Origin of the sequence: Insolitispirillum peregrinum (genome assembly GCF_900156605.1) — a bacterium.
In the GTDB taxonomy this organism is placed as follows: domain Bacteria; phylum Pseudomonadota; class Alphaproteobacteria; order Rhodospirillales; family Rhodospirillaceae; genus Insolitispirillum; species Insolitispirillum peregrinum.
Genome location: NZ_FTOA01000011.1, coordinates 53,610 through 69,980, shown reverse-complemented (window position 1 = coordinate 69,980; position 16,371 = coordinate 53,610). Strand labels below are relative to the sequence as shown.

7 protein-coding genes are annotated in these 16,371 nt (G+C 62.6%); 6 read left to right on the top strand and 1 reads right to left on the bottom strand.

Annotated elements, in window-relative coordinates; all coding sequences use genetic code 11:
* Nucleotides 1-166: 166 nt before the first annotated feature.
* A complete protein-coding gene (locus tag BW995_RS19230; RefSeq protein WP_076402057.1) occupies nucleotides 167-793 on the top strand; it encodes an EF-hand domain-containing protein in 627 nt (208 codons plus the stop codon).
* 64 nt (nucleotides 794-857) lie between these two features.
* Here BW995_RS19230 and BW995_RS19225 read toward each other — a convergent pair whose 3' ends face one another.
* Nucleotides 858-1,379, bottom strand: coding sequence for a class I SAM-dependent methyltransferase (locus BW995_RS19225; protein ID WP_076402056.1), 522 nt, complete (start codon nucleotides 1,377-1,379; stop codon nucleotides 858-860).
* 144 nt (nucleotides 1,380-1,523) lie between these two features.
* Here BW995_RS19225 and BW995_RS19220 point away from each other — a divergent pair, with 144 nt between their 5' ends.
* The 5 genes from BW995_RS19220 (at nucleotide 1,524) to BW995_RS19195 (ending at nucleotide 16,352) form a co-directional block, all read left to right on the top strand.
* Nucleotides 1,524-1,997, top strand: a complete 474-nt coding sequence (locus BW995_RS19220) for a DUF1178 family protein (RefSeq protein ID WP_076402055.1) — start codon at nucleotides 1,524-1,526, stop codon at nucleotides 1,995-1,997.
* 34 nt (nucleotides 1,998-2,031) lie between these two features.
* The gene (locus tag BW995_RS19215; protein WP_076402054.1) at nucleotides 2,032-3,486 is read left to right on the top strand and encodes a TrkH family potassium uptake protein; all 1,455 of its coding nucleotides are present in this window, start codon (nucleotides 2,032-2,034) and stop codon (nucleotides 3,484-3,486) included.
* 749 nt (nucleotides 3,487-4,235) lie between these two features.
* The gene (locus BW995_RS19205) at nucleotides 4,236-13,349 is read left to right on the top strand and encodes a beta strand repeat-containing protein (RefSeq protein WP_076402052.1); all 9,114 of its coding nucleotides are present in this window, start codon (nucleotides 4,236-4,238) and stop codon (nucleotides 13,347-13,349) included.
* A 30-nt stretch (nucleotides 13,350-13,379) separates the two neighbouring features.
* Nucleotides 13,380-15,383, top strand: a complete 2,004-nt coding sequence (locus tag BW995_RS19200) for an O-linked N-acetylglucosamine transferase, SPINDLY family protein (protein ID WP_076402051.1) — start codon at nucleotides 13,380-13,382, stop codon at nucleotides 15,381-15,383.
* Nucleotides 15,384-15,449: 66 nt separating this feature from the next.
* Nucleotides 15,450-16,352, top strand: a complete 903-nt coding sequence (locus BW995_RS19195) for an NAD(P)-dependent oxidoreductase (RefSeq protein WP_076402050.1) — start codon at nucleotides 15,450-15,452, stop codon at nucleotides 16,350-16,352.
* Nucleotides 16,353-16,371 lie beyond the last annotated feature (19 nt).

The following is a 16,371-nucleotide window of genomic DNA, read 5'->3' as shown; positions in this document are numbered from 1 at the left end:
GTGCTGTGGGTGAAACAGAAAGATCACCCTGAAAGTCTTCGGCCTTTCCTGAACAACAGATAAACAGCAGGTTCAGACAGCATTCAACGGCACAGGCCTATAACGGTCTTCATCAGCGCGGCCCCTTTTGTGGAATTGGCCAGCGCCTTCCGAACGGAGACCGGAGATGAAATTCTCGCACCCCTTTATTATTTCCGCCATTGCCGCCATGGTGGCAATCACCGCCGTTGGCTCGGCTCACGCGATGCCAAATGGTGGACCGGATGGTGGGCCTGACGCCCCGATGGTGATGATGGGGGGCCATGGTGAAGGTCGTCTGTTGATGCTGGACAGCAATAAGGATGGCGTGATCAGCAAGGACGAGTTTCTGGCCCCGCAACTGAAGCGTTTCAGCGATATCGACACCAACAAGGACGGCAAGATCAGCCTGGATGAATGGCAGGCCGCCAAACCGGCGATGGACCGGATGGCCAAGCGGATGGATGTCTGGCTGGCCAGCGCGAGCCAGGCGGAACGTGATCTGATGACCGCTCACAAGGCGGCTGAATTCCGGGCGCTGGACATCAACAGCGATGGCGCGGTGACCAAAGACGAATTCCTGACCATGCCGACCCTGCGCTTTGCGGCGATGGACAGCAATCAGGACGGCGTTCTGGACGTGGAGATGGATCAGGGCCCGATGATGGGCCGGGGCGACCATCACGGTAAGGAGGCCTGTGAGCCGGGTAAGGGCAAAGGCAAGGGCGACGAGTGCGCCCCGTCGAAAAAGCCGGAAAAAGGCAACGGCAAATAACAGACAGATGCCTTTGCTTGACGAGAAGACGAACCGGGGGGGAGCTGAAAGGCTCCCTCCTTTTTTATGCCGGGCGGCGTGCGCAGATGCGCTGGATGCAGCGCATCTCACTGTCCCGCTGCTCCAGAATGTCTTCGTAGGCGATGATGTCGAGCCCGGCCCCCTGTGCCCGTCGCAGCAGTTCGCCCCGCTGTAGCAGGTGATCGGGATTGCGGGGACGACCGTACTGTTCGTTTCCGGCGGCAAAGGTTTCATACAGCAGCATGCCGGATGGTGCGAGGCAGGGCAGCAGCACGGGAAACAGCGGTCGATGCAGGTAATTGGTGACAATGATCGCGGAAAAGGATCGACCGGACAGGGGCCAGGGGCTGTTGTTTTCCAGGTCTGCGGTGATGATCTCTATTTGGGGATGGCCGGTCAGATCCTGAACCTTGTCCGTATCCCGATCGACCAGCACCACCGGCAATCCCATCCGCAGGAACAGGCGGCCATGCCGCCCACTGCCGCAGGCCAGATCAAGGATCGGGCGATCCTTTGGAACACTGTCGGCAAAGCGTTTGATCCAGGGGGATGCGGACAGAATCATTGGCAGGGTTCCGTGGCAGAAAAGGGGGCTTGGTCCGCACATGTCGCTGGACGCTTGTCAGCGGGCCGGATGTCCAGTAAACGAGCAGGCTCGGGGTTTCGGTGCTCCGGGTTCAAGAGCAAGCAAAGCGAACGGCAGCGTGTCATGATCCTTTATGAACTGGTTTGCGAGCATCGTCACACTTTTGAATCGTGGTTTCGGGACAGTGCGGCCTTTGACGCGCTGGCCGCGGCCGATGGCCTGAGCTGCCCGGTCTGTGGATCGGCCAGGGTGCAAAAAGCCTTGATGGCTCCGCGACTGGCGCGCCGCAAGGGGCAGGATGCTCCCGCTGTTCCTTCTTCCGAGGCCCCGGCTGCCGAGCCGGACACCCCGGTGCAGGATGGGGATGGCGGCGCTGCACTGGCCCGGCTGGGGGAGCTGGTGCAGGCGGTGCGCGAGCACGTCGAAAAGAATTGCGATTATGTCGGGCGCGGTTTTGCTGACGAAGCACGTCGAATTCATTATGGTGAAGCAAAACCCCGTGGCATTTATGGGGAAACCACCCCGGACGAGGCCCGGTCCCTGCGCGAAGAGGGCGTAGAGTTTCTGGCCGTGCCGGGGCGGCGGACCGAGTCCTGACGGCACCTGCGGTTTAACAGTCAGAGTTTTACATATGCGCTCTTTTTCCCTCAAGCCCGCCCTGTATGTGGTGGGGATGCTGATTGTCGTGCTTGGCGTGTTCATGCTGGTGCCGGGCTTTGTCGACGTGGCGGCAGGGGATTCTGACTGGCGTGGATTCTTCATTGCCGGTGCCGGGACATCCATCGTCGGCCTGCTGTTCCTGCTGGCCAACCGGGAAGAGCGCATCACCCTGAACAGGCGGCAGGCATTCGTGCTGACCGTGCTGTCGTGGCTGCTGGTTGCCGCCTGTTCGGCGGTACCGTTTTTCTTTTCACGCCTGAACATCAGCTATACCGATGCCTTTTTCGAAGCCATTTCGGGGCTGACCACCACCGGCTCGACCGTTCTGACCGGTCTGGATACGGCACCGCCCGGTATTTTGCTGTGGCGGTCGTTGTTGCACTGGCTGGGTGGGGTCGGGATCGTGATGATGGCGCTGGCGCTGCTGCCTTTTCTGCGCGTCGGCGGCATGCAGCTTTTCCGCATGGAAAGCTCGGATACACAGGAAAAGGTGGTGGCGCGCGTCAACCAGCTGGGGCTGGGGGTGGTGGCCGTTTACGTGGTGATGACCATTCTGTGTACTCTGGCCTATGTCATTGGCGGGATGACGGTTTTTGAAGCCGTGAACCATGCCATGGCGACCGTTTCGACGGGTGGCTATTCAACGTCGGACCAGTCGATGGGGCATTTTGACAGCAAGTTTATCCTGTGGGTGGCAATCATCTTTATGGGGTTGGGGAGTTTACCTTTTACCCTTTACCTGCAGGTGGCGCGTGGAAATGTTTCGGCCCTTTACCGCAATATTCAGGTGCGGTCGTTTGTGGCCTTCATCTCGATTGTGTCGGTTCTGATGGCCTATTGGCTGTGGTGGACCAGAGGGATGGAACCGTTTGACGCACTGACCCATGTGGCGTTTAACGTGATGTCGGTGGTCAGCACCACCGGCTTTGCCTCGCTGGACTACACCCTGTGGGGGCCATTGGCGGTGGCGTCGTTCTTTGCCCTGACCTTTGTCGGGGGCTGTACCGGATCAACCGCCGGCGGGATCAAGATCTTTCGCTTCCAGATTGCGTGGCGGCTGTACCGTACCCACATCCACCGTCTGATCAGTCCGAATGTGGTGGATGTTCCGCGCTACGGCGACCGCAAGCTGGACGTGGATGTCGGTGGATCGGTGCTGATTTTCTTTTTCGTCTACATCGGCACGGTGGGGGTCATCACGCTGTTTCTGGCGCTGGTGGGGCTGGACTGGGTGACGGCGGTCAGTGGTGCCGCGACCGCAGTCGGGAACGTTGGTCCCGGACTGGGGGACGTCATCGGCCCGGCTGGAAATTTCAAAACGTTGCCCGATGCGGCCAAATGGGCGTTGGCGTTGGGAATGCTGTTGGGTCGTCTGGAATTCTTTACCGTGCTGGTTCTGGCCATGCCGCGCTTTTGGCGGACCTGAGCGGAACGAGTCGCCGGTTTCTTGCGGAGATAGCGGCCCCGGCAAGCCTGTCGGATCGGGATGTGCATCCGCTTTGGGGGTACGGAGTATCCCTATAAATTGGGATATTATCGCAGAGGAATCGCGCTTTTCTGCCTCGTAACCGCCGTTTCTCCGGCCAAGGCGGCAAGAATTGCCCTCTTGCGTTCCGCTGTCGGGCACTTCTTGCCCGACCAGAGGGTGATTATACGGGCTTTTTCCGGCCAGGGCCCCTCACCAGAGGAGGGATGTGCCTCGTAGCCCCGCTTGCTCAGCATTGGGCAGGCGATTTTCCTGCGACAAAGTGGCGGCAACACCGTTGTGCGGTTTGGTTCGGGGGCAGGGTGGGCGCGAGAGTCCGTTGCAGCCCGTTTCCAGGGTTGTTTCGGGTCTGGATCAAATAAGAGTCCATCTTTACAATATGTTGATCGGATTTGTCTGGCGGTAAAAGTTCCGGTTTGTGGCGCTGTTTCCGCCTGTGTCCGCCTCCCTTTTCGTCCATTGCACGGTTATTCCGGGACTGGGCGCACCCCTATTTTGAACCGATACACTCAACCCTGCGGCGCTGCCCGAAGAAGCCGTTGAATAGGCATAATTTTCCTCTTTTTCAGATTGCCTTTTTTTCACATCCTAGCGACGGGAAGGAGCGACTGCGTCGTGTAAACCTTCGGGCGTTAGCTGTCGGCTGCTTGCCGCGTTGCGTCCTTCGTTTGGTATAGGGAGATGGTGCTGTGGTTTCCGCGATTACGTCTTACTCCGAGACCCAGATTGCCTCGCTGACGCGCACCGATCTCGCCGGCTTGACGGCAACCGACTTCCGCACCCTGCTGACCACGCAGGTTCAGGCGCTGACCTCGACCGCCATTTCGTGGCTGAGCACCACCCAGATCACCTGGCTGGCAACGACCCAGGTCAGCTCGTTGCTGACATCGCAGGTTTCGGCCCTGTCTTCGCAGCAGGTCAACGCGCTGAGTACGGCGCAGGTGGCGGTGCTGAACGAAGCCCAGATCAGTGCGCTGGACCCCGAAGACATCGCCGTTCTGTCTGCGGCGGAAATCCGCACCTTCAGCGCCGAGGAAATCGCCGTCCTTGACGCCTCCCAGTTTGCCGCCCTGACGTTGACGCAAATCAAGGCGCTGACCACCACCCAGATTCAGGCGCTGACCACCACCCAGGTCAGCAACCTGAACGCCACCCAGATCGGTGGCCTGCAAAAGACCCAGATTGCGGTGATGAGTGACGAGCAGGTTCAGGCCCTGACCATCACCCGCCTGTCGGCGCTCAGCAAGGCTCAGGTGGCGGGCTTTACCAGCACCCAGCTGGCCGCCCTGACCTCGACCCAGTTGGGCCGCCTGAGTTCGACCCAGATGGCGGCAATTACCACCACTGCGCTGAAAGGGTTCAGTGAAGAGCAGATTGCCCAGCTGACCACCACTCAGGTCAGCGGTCTGACCCGTACCCAGATTTCCGGGCTGACGGTTGAACAGATCGGCGCGCTGGGCAGCGGGCTGCTGTCATCGTTGACCACCACCCAGATGTATGGCCTGACCTCGACGCAGGTCGAGGCGCTGGGTCTGGATCAGGTATCCTCGCTGACCATCACCCAGATCGGCGGGATGAGTGCCGCCGGGGTCAAGGGCTTTACCGAAGGCCAGCTGGCGGCCCTGAGCACCACCCAGATTGCATGGTTTACCAAGACGGCGATCAGCGCGATGAGCGCCGATCAGATCGCCTCTCTGTCAACCACCCAGTTGTCCTCTCTGTCGCAGACGGAAATCACCGGGCTGACCTCGACTCAGGTCGGTGCCCTCAATACCTCCCAGCTTGCCGCCCTGACCGCAACCCAGTTGACCGCCTTCACTGCCAAGGCTGCGCGCGGGCTGGAAGCCGAAGACATTGCCAACCTGAGTGACGAGCAGTTGGCCGGGCTGACCTCGACGGTTCTGAACGCCCTGACCACCACCGCGATGGGGGCCTTTACCTCGACGCAGTTGCAGGCCCTGACCACCACCCAGATGAATGCCTTGAACGCCACCAACCTGCAGGCTCTGAGCCAGAGTCAGGTGGAGTCGCTGACCACCACCCAGTTGCAGATGCTGAGCACCACTCAGGTGAAAGCCCTGACGGCGACCGAACTGAACTGGTTGAATACCACCCAGTTGCAGGCCCTGAGCACCAGCCAGATTGCCGTTCTGACCGCCACCCAGACAGCCGGGCTGGATGCCGCGCAGATTGCCAGCCTGACTGCCACCCAGATGGCAGCCTTGACCTCGACCGGGATCAGCGGTTTGACCACTACTCAGGTGGCCTCGCTGACCGTCACCCAGATTGCGCAACTGACCGCGACGCAGATCAGGGGATTGGCGTCGTCGGATCTTGCGGCGCTGAGCATTGATCAGATTTCGGCGTTCAGTGAAACGCAGTTTGCCCTGCTGACCGGCACCCAGATCAAGGGATTGTCCACCGACCAACTGTCAGCCTTGCCCTCGACCCTGCTGGAAAGCCTGACCACCACCCAGATGAGCGGCCTGACCACCACCCAGGTCAGCAACCTGTCGGTTGATCAGCTGGCGGCGTTGACCACCACTCAGCTGAAGGTGTTGGGTGCGACCCAGATTGCCTCGTTGACCGAAGAGCAGGTGCAATCCCTGACCCTGACCCAGCTGAATGGTTTGACCACCACGCAGATCAAGGGCCTGACCACCACTCAGGTGTCAGAACTGACCGTCACCCAGTTGAATGGCCTGAGCACCAAGTCGTTGCAGGCGATCAGCTCGCGGTCGATGCTGGGGCTGACGGAAACCCAGATCGGTGAGTTGACCACCACCCAGCTCGGCTGGTTGCAATCGACCCAGCTGGCCTATCTGGGCACCACCGCCATTCAGGCGTTGTCCACCACCCAGCTGACCTCGCTCAGCACCACCCAGTTGCGTGGCCTGACCTCGACCCAGATCGGGGCGCTCGATGACCTGCAACTGTCCTCGCTGACCGAGACACAGGTGGCCGGGCTGGTCACGGCGCAAGTTCAGGGGCTGACGCAGGACCAGATTGATCATCTGTCGCTGACCGACCTTGCCGAACTGACATCGACGGCGATCGGCCGGATGAAGACCACCCAGATCAGCTATCTGTCGGTGACCCAGATTGCGTCGCTGACCACCACCCAGCTGGATGGCCTGAGTGCGGCACAGGTGGCGTCCTTGAGCCAGGAACAACTGGCCATGCTGTCGACCACCCAGCTGGCCAGCCTGAACACCACCCAGCTGAAGGGACTGAACAGCACCCAGCTTGGCCAGTTGAGCAATGATCAGCTGGCCAGCCTGACCACCACCCAGTTCTCGTCGCTGAGTTCGACCTCGCTGAATGGTCTGGCGGAAACCCAGATCGGTTCTCTGGCGCTGACACAGCTTGCATCGCTGACCTCGACACAGATTGCCGGCCTCAGCACCACAGCGCTGACCTCGCTGACCACCAGCCAGATTGCCGCGCTGACCACCACCCAGCTCGCCGGTCTGACCGGCACGCAGGTTGCCCTGTTGAGCAGCACCCAGTTTGACGCCCTGACCACCAGCCAGTTAAAGGGTCTGACCTCGACCCAGTTGAAGGGGTTGACCGAAGAGCAGTTGGGCACCCTGACCGCCACCGAACTGAATGCCCTGAGCACAACCCAGCTCAAGGGGCTGGACAGCACCGATATTTCGCAACTGACCACCACGCAGGTCAGCGGCCTCAGCACGACCATGTTGTTGTCCCTGGCCTCGACCCAGATCAAGGGCCTGAGCGAAGAGCAGATTGCTGCCCTGACCATCGGGCAGGTGACGTCCTTCAGCAGCACCGCCCTGTCGGGCCTGACGGAAACACAGCTTGGCTGGCTGACCGAAACGCAGGTGTCGTCGCTGACCACCACCCAGATCAAGGGGCTGACCAGCACGCAGGTGTCGCAGCTGACCACCAGCCAGATCGGGGCGCTGACCGCCACCCAGATTGCCTATATCGAAATTACCGATATCAAGGGGCTGACCAGCACCCAGCTCAGCACCTTCACGGCCACCCAGCTGGCGGCGCTCAGCACGCGCCAGATTGCCTCGTTCACTGTTACCGCGTTGTCGGGCCTGACCTCGACCCAGCTTGACCTGCTGACGTCGACCCAGATGTCGGCGTTCAGCAAAACCGAAATCGCCGCCCTGACCAATGATGCGCTCGATGCGCTGGACAGTACCGATATTGCCAATCTGACCGATGCGCAGATTTCCGGCCTGACCACCGATCAGATTGCCAACCTGACCACCACCCAGCTGGCGGCATTCAGCACCACCCAGTTGTCCCGTCTGAGCGTGACTCAGGTCAAGGGCCTGACCGATGAGCAGCTGGCCGCCTTTACCGCGACCCAGATGGGGGCGTTGACCTCGACCCAGATCGGCGGGCTGACCACCACCCAGCTGAGCGCCCTCAGCACGACGCAGGTTGCCCAGTTGAGCACTACGCAGGTCAAGGGGCTGACGGTGGCGGACATCGCCGCCCTGACCAACACCCAGTTGTCGGCCATGACCACCACCCAATGGGGGACGCTGACCACCACCCAGATCAAGGGGCTGACCAGCACCCAGCTGTCCGGGCTGACCACCACCCAGTTGAATGGCCTGACCACCAGCCAGTTTACCGCCCTGACCTCGACGGCTCTGGATGGCCTGTCGGAAACGGCCATGGCCGGGCTGAGCACCAGCGCCATTGCCGTGCTGACCAGCACCCAGATGGCCGGGCTGGAAACGACGCAGATTGCCGCCCTGACCAGCACCCAGATGGCGGCGGTGACCACCACTGCGCTGAAGGGGCTGACCTCGACCGAAGCGGGGGCGTTGACCACCACCCAGATTGCCAACCTGACCTCGACCCAGTTGGGCGCGCTGACCAAAACGGCGATCAGCGGCATGACCGCGGACCAGCTGGCGGTGTTGTCGGTGACCAATATTGCCTCGCTGACCTCGACGGCGCTGGGCAGCCTGAGTGCGGTCGAACTGGCGGCGCTGACCACCACCCAGATGACCAGCCTGACCGCGACCCAACTGAAGGGGCTGACCAGTACCCAGCTGGGGGCGCTGACCACCACCCAGTTGTCGTCCTTGAGCACAAGCCAGCTTGATGGCCTGAGCGCAACGCAGCTGAAAGGGCTGGACAGCACCGACCTGTCGGCCCTGACCACCACCCAGTTGAGCGTTCTGGACAAGACCCAGATTGCTGCGCTGACCACCTCGGCACTGGATGGCCTGACCGCCACCCAGATGGCCAGCCTGTCCACCACCCAGCTGTCGGCGATGGGCGCGACCCAGTTCGCGTCGCTGGTGGAAACGCAGGTGGCGGCCCTGACCGCCACCCAGATGGCCAGCCTGACCACCACCGGCCTGTCGGCCCTGACCTCCGAAGCGGCGTCGGCCTTGACCGTCACCCAGTTGGCGGCGCTGAGCAGCACGCAGGTCAGCGCCCTGAGCGCGACGGCGATTGTCGGGTTGACCACCACTCAGCTCAACAGTCTGAGTGAAACGCAGCTGAAGGCGCTGACCACCACCCAGGTCGCCGCCCTGACCAACACCCAGTTGGCGGGCCTGTCGGTCACCCAGGCCGAAGACCTGACCACCACCCAGATGAGGGCGTTGACCTCCACCGCTCTCAGTGGTCTGAACGTCACCGCGCTGGCCAGCCTGAGCACCAAACAGCTGGCGGCGCTGACCTCGACCCAGTTCAGTGGTCTGACCGCCACCCAGATCAGCGCAATGACGGCGACGCAGGTGGCCAGCCTGACCACCACTGCGGTCAGCGGCATGACCTCGACCGAAATCGCTGCCCTGAGCGTCACCCAGATCAACCAGCTGAGCACCACCCAGTTGTCGGCGATCACCGCCACCGGCATTGCCGGTCTGACGGCGGCGCAGCTGGCATCGCTGACCACCACCCAGTTGACGGCGCTGACCTCGACGGCGCTGGGGGCGATGAGTACCACCGCCGTGGCTGCCCTGACGGTGACGCAGCTGGCGTCGTTGACGGCCAGCCAGTTCTCGGGCCTGAGCAACACCGAAATTGCCAATTTTACCTCGACGCAGGTGGCGTCGCTGACCGCGACCCAGATTGCCGCCCTCAGCACCGCTGCTGTCAGTGGCTTTAATGCCACCCAGTTGGCCGCCCTGTCGGTGACGCAGGTTGCGGCGCTCAGCACCAGTCAGATCAGTGCTCTGACCTCGACCGCCCTGAAGGGGCTGACCGCGACCGAAATGGCGGCGCTCAGCACCAAGCAGGTATCGGCCCTGACGGCGACGCAGGCCGGAGTCCTGACCTCGACCCAACTGGCGGCCTTGTCCACCACGCAGGTCGGCGCCCTGACCACCACCAGCCTTGGTGGTCTGGTCGCTTCGCAGGTGGCGGCGCTGAGCACGGCACAGGTTTCGGCCTTGTCGGCCAACCAGTTGTCGGCCCTGACGGCGACCGGGATCAGTGGCCTGACCACCAGCCAGCTTGCCGTTCTGACCACCAGCCAGCTGGGCAGCCTGACCACCACCGCAATGGCGGCGTTGGGCAGCACGCAGGCAGCGGTGTTGACCACCAGCCAGCTGAGCAGCCTGACCACCACCCAGCTGTCGGCCCTGAGTTCGACCGCCATTGAAGGTCTGAGCGCCACGCAGATGGCCAGCCTGACCACCCGTCAGGTGGCGGCATTGACCGCCACGCAGGTAGCGGCGCTGGATGAAACCCAGATTTCGGCCCTGACCTCCAGCCAGATCAGTGCGCTGACCACCACCGAAATGGGGCAACTGGTTTCGACACAGGTGGCATCGCTGACTGCTACCCAGTTGGCGGCCCTGTCCACCTATCAACTGGCGGCCCTGTCGGCGACCGGCGTGGCCGGTTTGACCACCACCCAGCTGGGGCAATTGACCTCGACCCAGTTGACGGCGCTCAGTTCTACGGCGGCGGCGGCGCTGTCGACCAGCTCGATTGCCGCCCTGACCACTACCCAACTGTCGTCGCTGACCACCACCCAGTTGCAGGGCTTTACCTCGACGCAGATTTCGGCCCTGACCACCACCCAGATTGCCGTGCTGAGCGCAACACAGCTGTCGTCGCTGACCACCACCGAAGTGGCCGGTCTGACGGCGACGCAACTGTCGTCGATGACCGCCACCCAGTTGGCGGCGCTGTCGACCTCCCAGATTGCCGCCCTCAGTTCCACCGCGATCAACAACCTGACCACCACCACACTGGCGGCGTTGTCCACCACCCAGTTGGGGGCGCTGACGGCGACCCAGATGGCAGCGTTCAGCAAGACCCAGGTGGCGGCGATGACCTCGACCGAACTGGCGGCCTTCAGCACCACCGCTCTGGCCGGGCTGACCGAAACGCAGGTGGCGGCGCTGAGCACCACCCAGGTGTCGCAACTGACCTCGACCCAGTTGGGAGCCCTGAGTTCGGATGCCATTGATGGTCTGACTTCGGACCAGATTGCCGTGCTGACCACCGCACAGTTGTCGTCGCTGACCGCGACGGCGCTGGCGGCGCTGAACAAGACCCAGATTACCGCCCTGACGGTGACGCAACTGTCGTCGCTGACCACCACCCAACTGCAACAGCTGACCAGCACCACCATTTCCTATCTGACCACCACTCAGGTTTCGGCGCTGACCGCGACGCAGATTGCGTCGCTGACCACCACCGAAATCAAGGGGTTGAGTGATACCCAGTTGGCGGCCTTTACCACCACCCAACTGGCCGCGCTGACCACCACCCAGATCAGTGCGCTGACCACCACCGCCGTCAGTGGCCTGACGGTGACCGAACTGGCCGCCCTCAGCACCCGCCAGTTGACCGCCCTGACCTCGACCCAGATTGGTGCGCTTGGCACCACCCAGTTGAACAGCCTCAGCACCACCCAGTTGGGCCTGTTGACCTCGACCGAACTCAGCGGCCTGACGCAGACGCAGATTTCGGCCCTGACCACCACCCAGCTGGGCGTGCTGAGCGCAACCCAGATGGCGGGGCTGTCGACCAGCGCGATGACGGGCCTGACCGGAACGCAGCTGGCGGCGTTGACCTCGACCCAACTGGCGGCGTTGACTTCGACCCAGATTGGCGCGCTGACCAAAACGCAGGTGGCAGAGCTTGGCACCACTCAGGTTGCCTCGCTGACCATCACCCAGCTTGATGGCCTGACCACCACCGGCGTTGCGGCCTTGACCACCGATCAGTTGGCCAGCCTGACCACTACCCAACTGGCGTCGCTGAATGCCACCCAGATGTCCGGCCTGACCGCCGAACAGGCGGCGTCGCTGACCCAGACCCAGCTCGAAACCCTGACCACCACGCAGGTTGCCTCGCTGTCAACCACCGCCATTGCGGCGCTGACGGTGACCCAACTGGGTGAAATCAGCACCAAGCAACTGGCGGCGCTGAGCGCGACGCAGGCGGCAGCGCTGACCACCACCCAGATTGCCAGCCTGACCACCACCCAGATGGAAAATCTGAGTGCCACCACCCTGAAGGGGCTGACGGCGGCGCAGGTCAGCAGCCTGACCACCACCCAGATGGCGGTGCTGAATGCCACCCAGATTGCCAGCCTGTCCACCACCGGCGCGGCGGGCCTGACGGCGACGCAGATTGAAACGCTGACCAGAACCCAGCTGGCGGCGCTGACCACCACTGAAATCGGGGCGCTGGCCACCAGCACCATTGCCAGCCTGAGCACCACCACACTGGCGGCCTTGACCACCACCCAGTGGCAGAGCCTGTCTGATACCGGTGTGGCGGCGTTGACCACCACCCAGATCAGCAGCCTGACCACCACCCAGATCAGTCATTTGGCGGTGACCGAACTGGATGCCCTGACCTCGACGCAGATTGCCACGCTGAGCGATAGCCAGATTGATGCCCTGACCACCACCCAGTTGCAGGCCCTGTCCACCACCGGTCTGTCCGGTCTGACGGCAGCGCAGGTTGCCGAGCTGAGCAACACCCAGTTGGCGGCGTTGAGCACCAGCCAGATTGCCGCCCTGACGGCAACGGCGGTCAGCGGGCTGACAGCGACGCAGATTTCGTCGCTGAGCACCGCCCAGTTCACCAGCCTGTCGGCAACCGGGGTGGCTGGTCTGACCGCGACCCAGATGCAGGCCCTGACCACCACCCAGATCGGCCTGCTGAGCACCACCGAACTGAGCGGTCTGACCGCAACGCAGGTGGCGGCGCTGAGCACCACCCAGTTCTCGGCGCTGAGTGCGACGCAGATTTCGGCCCTGTCCACCTATGGCATTTCGGGTCTGACCACCTCGCAGATTGATGCGATGACCATGACCCAGATGGCCGGTCTGACCTCGACCCAGATCGGCAGCCTGACCACCACCGCCCTGTCTGAACTGGACAGCACGGATATTGCTTCACTGACCGCCACCCAGCTGGCCGGTCTGGTGCGCCTGCAACTGCGCTCGCTGAGTGTGGCTCAGGTGCTGTCGCTGACCACCAGCCAGATGGCGGCGCTGAGCGAAACCCAGATGGGGGCCTTTACCGCCACAGAGCTGAATGCCCTGACCACCAGCCAGTTGTCGGTTCTGACCTCGACGCAGATTGCGGGTCTGAGCCACGCCCAGCTGGACGGACTGTCTGAAACGACGGCCCAGTCCCTGAGCGGCGTGCAACTGAGCGGGATGACCACCACCACCATGGCCGGACTGGGAACCACCTTCCTGTCCAACCTGACTGAAACCCAGCTGGACGCCCTGAGCGCAACGCAGATTGATTATATCTCGTCTGACACGCTGGCCGGGCTGTCTGCTGAAGACCTTGCCGCCCTGCAACGGGCCTATGCCTGATCCACGGGTGCCTGAAGAGAGAGTTCTGGTATGACTGATGTTTTAGCGCCTTCCGTTATTCGTTCCATGGCGCGTGGCTTTAGCGTTTTTGACCTGATCAAGACTGCCGAAACGATGAAGGTGAGTGGTCAGGATGCGTCGGTTGAACTGCTGTATGCCTCGTGGATACAGCAGAACCCCGACAACCCACTGCTGTATGCGGTGCTGTTCAACTATTCGGTGGTGCTGTCGGATCTCGGCAAGCTGCAACCGGCCAGGGAATGCCTCGAACGGGCGATTGTCCTTAATGCCGACTTCATGCCGCCCTACATCAACATGGGGCGTCTGTACGAACGGACCGGTGCCATCGGTATGGCGGTGGTGCAGTGGTCGGCGGTGCTGAGCAAACTGCCGCAGATCAACGGCGGCGGCATCACCTACAAGACCACCGCGCTGAACCAGATTGCCCGTACGCTGGAATCGACCAACGAGGAAGAGTCCGCCGAAGACATGTTGCGCCAGAGTCTGGAAATCGACCCGCGCCAGCGCGAAGTCGCCCAGCACTGGCTGTCGTTGCGTCAACGGCAATGCAAGTGGCCGGTGGTGTCTCCGTGGGACCGGGTTGATCAAAAGACGCTGATGGCGGGCATGTCTCCGCTGTCGGCTGCGGCCTATACCGACGACCCGATGCTGCATCTGGCGATGGCATGGAACTATAACCTGCTGGACGTTGGCACACCGCCGCAGGCGATGGACCAGTGGCCGCTGGTGGAGCAGAAACCGGCCCGCCTGAAGATCGGCTATCTGTGCTCGGATTTCCGTGAACATGCGCTGGGCCACCTGCTGGCCGAAGTGCTGGCCCTGCACGACCGCTCGGCGGTCGAGGTCCATGCCTATTACTGCGGCCCGCAGGCGTCGGAGACCGATCCGCTGCATGGCGGATTCAAGGAGACTGCCGACCACTGGGTCGACGTCAGCCTGATGGACGATGCCACCGCCGCCCAGCGGATCGCCGCCGATGGCATCCACATTCTGGTTGACCTCAACGGTTATACCCGTGAAGGCCGTACCAAGGTGATCGCCAGCCGTCCGGCGCCGGTGATCGTCAACTGGCTGGGCTATCCGGGGACCATGGGCAGCCCCTACCATCATTACATTGTCGCTGACGAGTGGATCATTCCCGCCGACTCCGAAAAATACTATTCCGAACAGGTGGTGCGGGTGCCGTGCTATCAGCCGACCAACCGCAAGCGGAAGATCAGCGAGAAGGCTTATACCCGCGCCGATGCCGGACTGCCGGAGGACAAGGTGGTCTATTGCTGCTTTAACGGCAGTCACAAGATCACCCGCTTCACCTTTGACCGCTGGCTGACCATTCTGGGGATGGTGCCGGACAGCGTGCTGTGGTTGCTGGGCAGCACCGAGATCAACGACAAGCGTCTGATCGACTATGCCGTCCAGCGTGGCATCAGTGCCGACCGGATCATCATTGCCGCCAAGTTGCCGAACCCCGAGCATCTGGCCCGCTATCCGCTGGCCGACCTGTTCCTCGATACCACCCCCTATGGCGCCCATACCACCGCTTCGGATGCCCTGTGGATGGGGGTGCCGGTGCTGACCTACAGTGGCCGCTCGTTTGCCTCGCGGGTGTGCGGCAGCCTGCTGCAGGCCGCAGGCCTGCCCGAGCTGGTGGCAACCACCGAAGACGAGTTCCTCGACAAGGCGGTCGAACTGGGGCGGGACCGGGCGGCGGTGCAGGCCCTGCGCGACCGGCTGAAGGCCAACCGCGACAGCTGTACCCTGTTCAATCCGCAAATCCTGATCGCCGAGCTGGAACAGCACTATCGCCGCATGTGGCAGGCCCATGTCGATGGCACCCTGCCGCAGCCCGACCTGCGCAATCTGGATGTCTATCTGGATGTTGGCAGCAGCGTGAAGCACGAAGAGCTGGAAATCCAGACCCTCGACGATTACGAAGGCTGGTGGCGCGAGCAGTTGCAGAAGCGTCACCGTTTCCGGCCGATTCCGCCGGATAACCGGCTTTTTCAGGGCTAAATTCTGCGGACTGTCCGTTATGGTAGGGGGATACTGTCTCCCCCTGCCATAAGGACGCCCCCGACCATGAAGGCCATTCTCGTCGACTGCACCCCGGAACTGCGTACCGTGATGGCGCGGCGTGGCCTGACCATTCCGACTGGGCTGACGGTCAATGATGGCACGCCATCCGAAGACGAGCTGAAAACGCTCTGTCAGGGGCAAGAGGTTCTGCTGGTCGAACATACGGTGGTGCCGCCCTCGGTGTTCGATGCCTGCCCCAGCCTGCGCCATGTGGTGTACATGGGGACCGGCGTTGGCAGCTATATCGACCTTGCCGACGCTGAACGGCGCGGGGTCAGTATCCGCATTGTTCCCGGCTATGGCGATCAGGCGGTGGCTGAACATGCTTTGGCCCTGCTGTTTTCTGCCGTGCGCAACATCGCCCGCATGGACCGTGACCTGCGTGCAGGCCGCTGGGACCCGATCGGCGGAACGCAGTTGAAAGGCCGCCGGGTGGCGGTGATCGGTCTGGGCGGGATCGGCACCACCTTTGCCGGGCTGGCGCAGGCGTTGGGGATGGAGGTGGTGGGCTGGAACCGCACCCCGCGCGATCTGCCATGGTATCAGCCCGATCTGCGCGCCGCCTTGCGCGGGGCGGATGTGGTGTCGCTGCATCTGTCACTGAACGACCATACCCGCAACCTGCTGACTGCCGAGCATCTGGCCTTGCCACGTGCGGGCTTTGTGCTGGTCAACACCGCCCGCGCCGGGCTGGTGGAGGAGGGCGCCTTGCTGGCGGGCCTCGCCAGCGGGCAGATTGGTCATGCGGCGCTGGATGTGTTCCCGCAGGAACCGTTACAGCCCGGCTCGCCCTATCCGGCGCTGGAAAATGTCACCCTGACCACCCACGCTGCCTATATGACGGAAGATGCCTATGCCGAACTGTGGCTGCGCGGGATGGCGGTGCTGGCCGAGGTGCGGGGGTAGATACGGAGCAGTGAGCGCA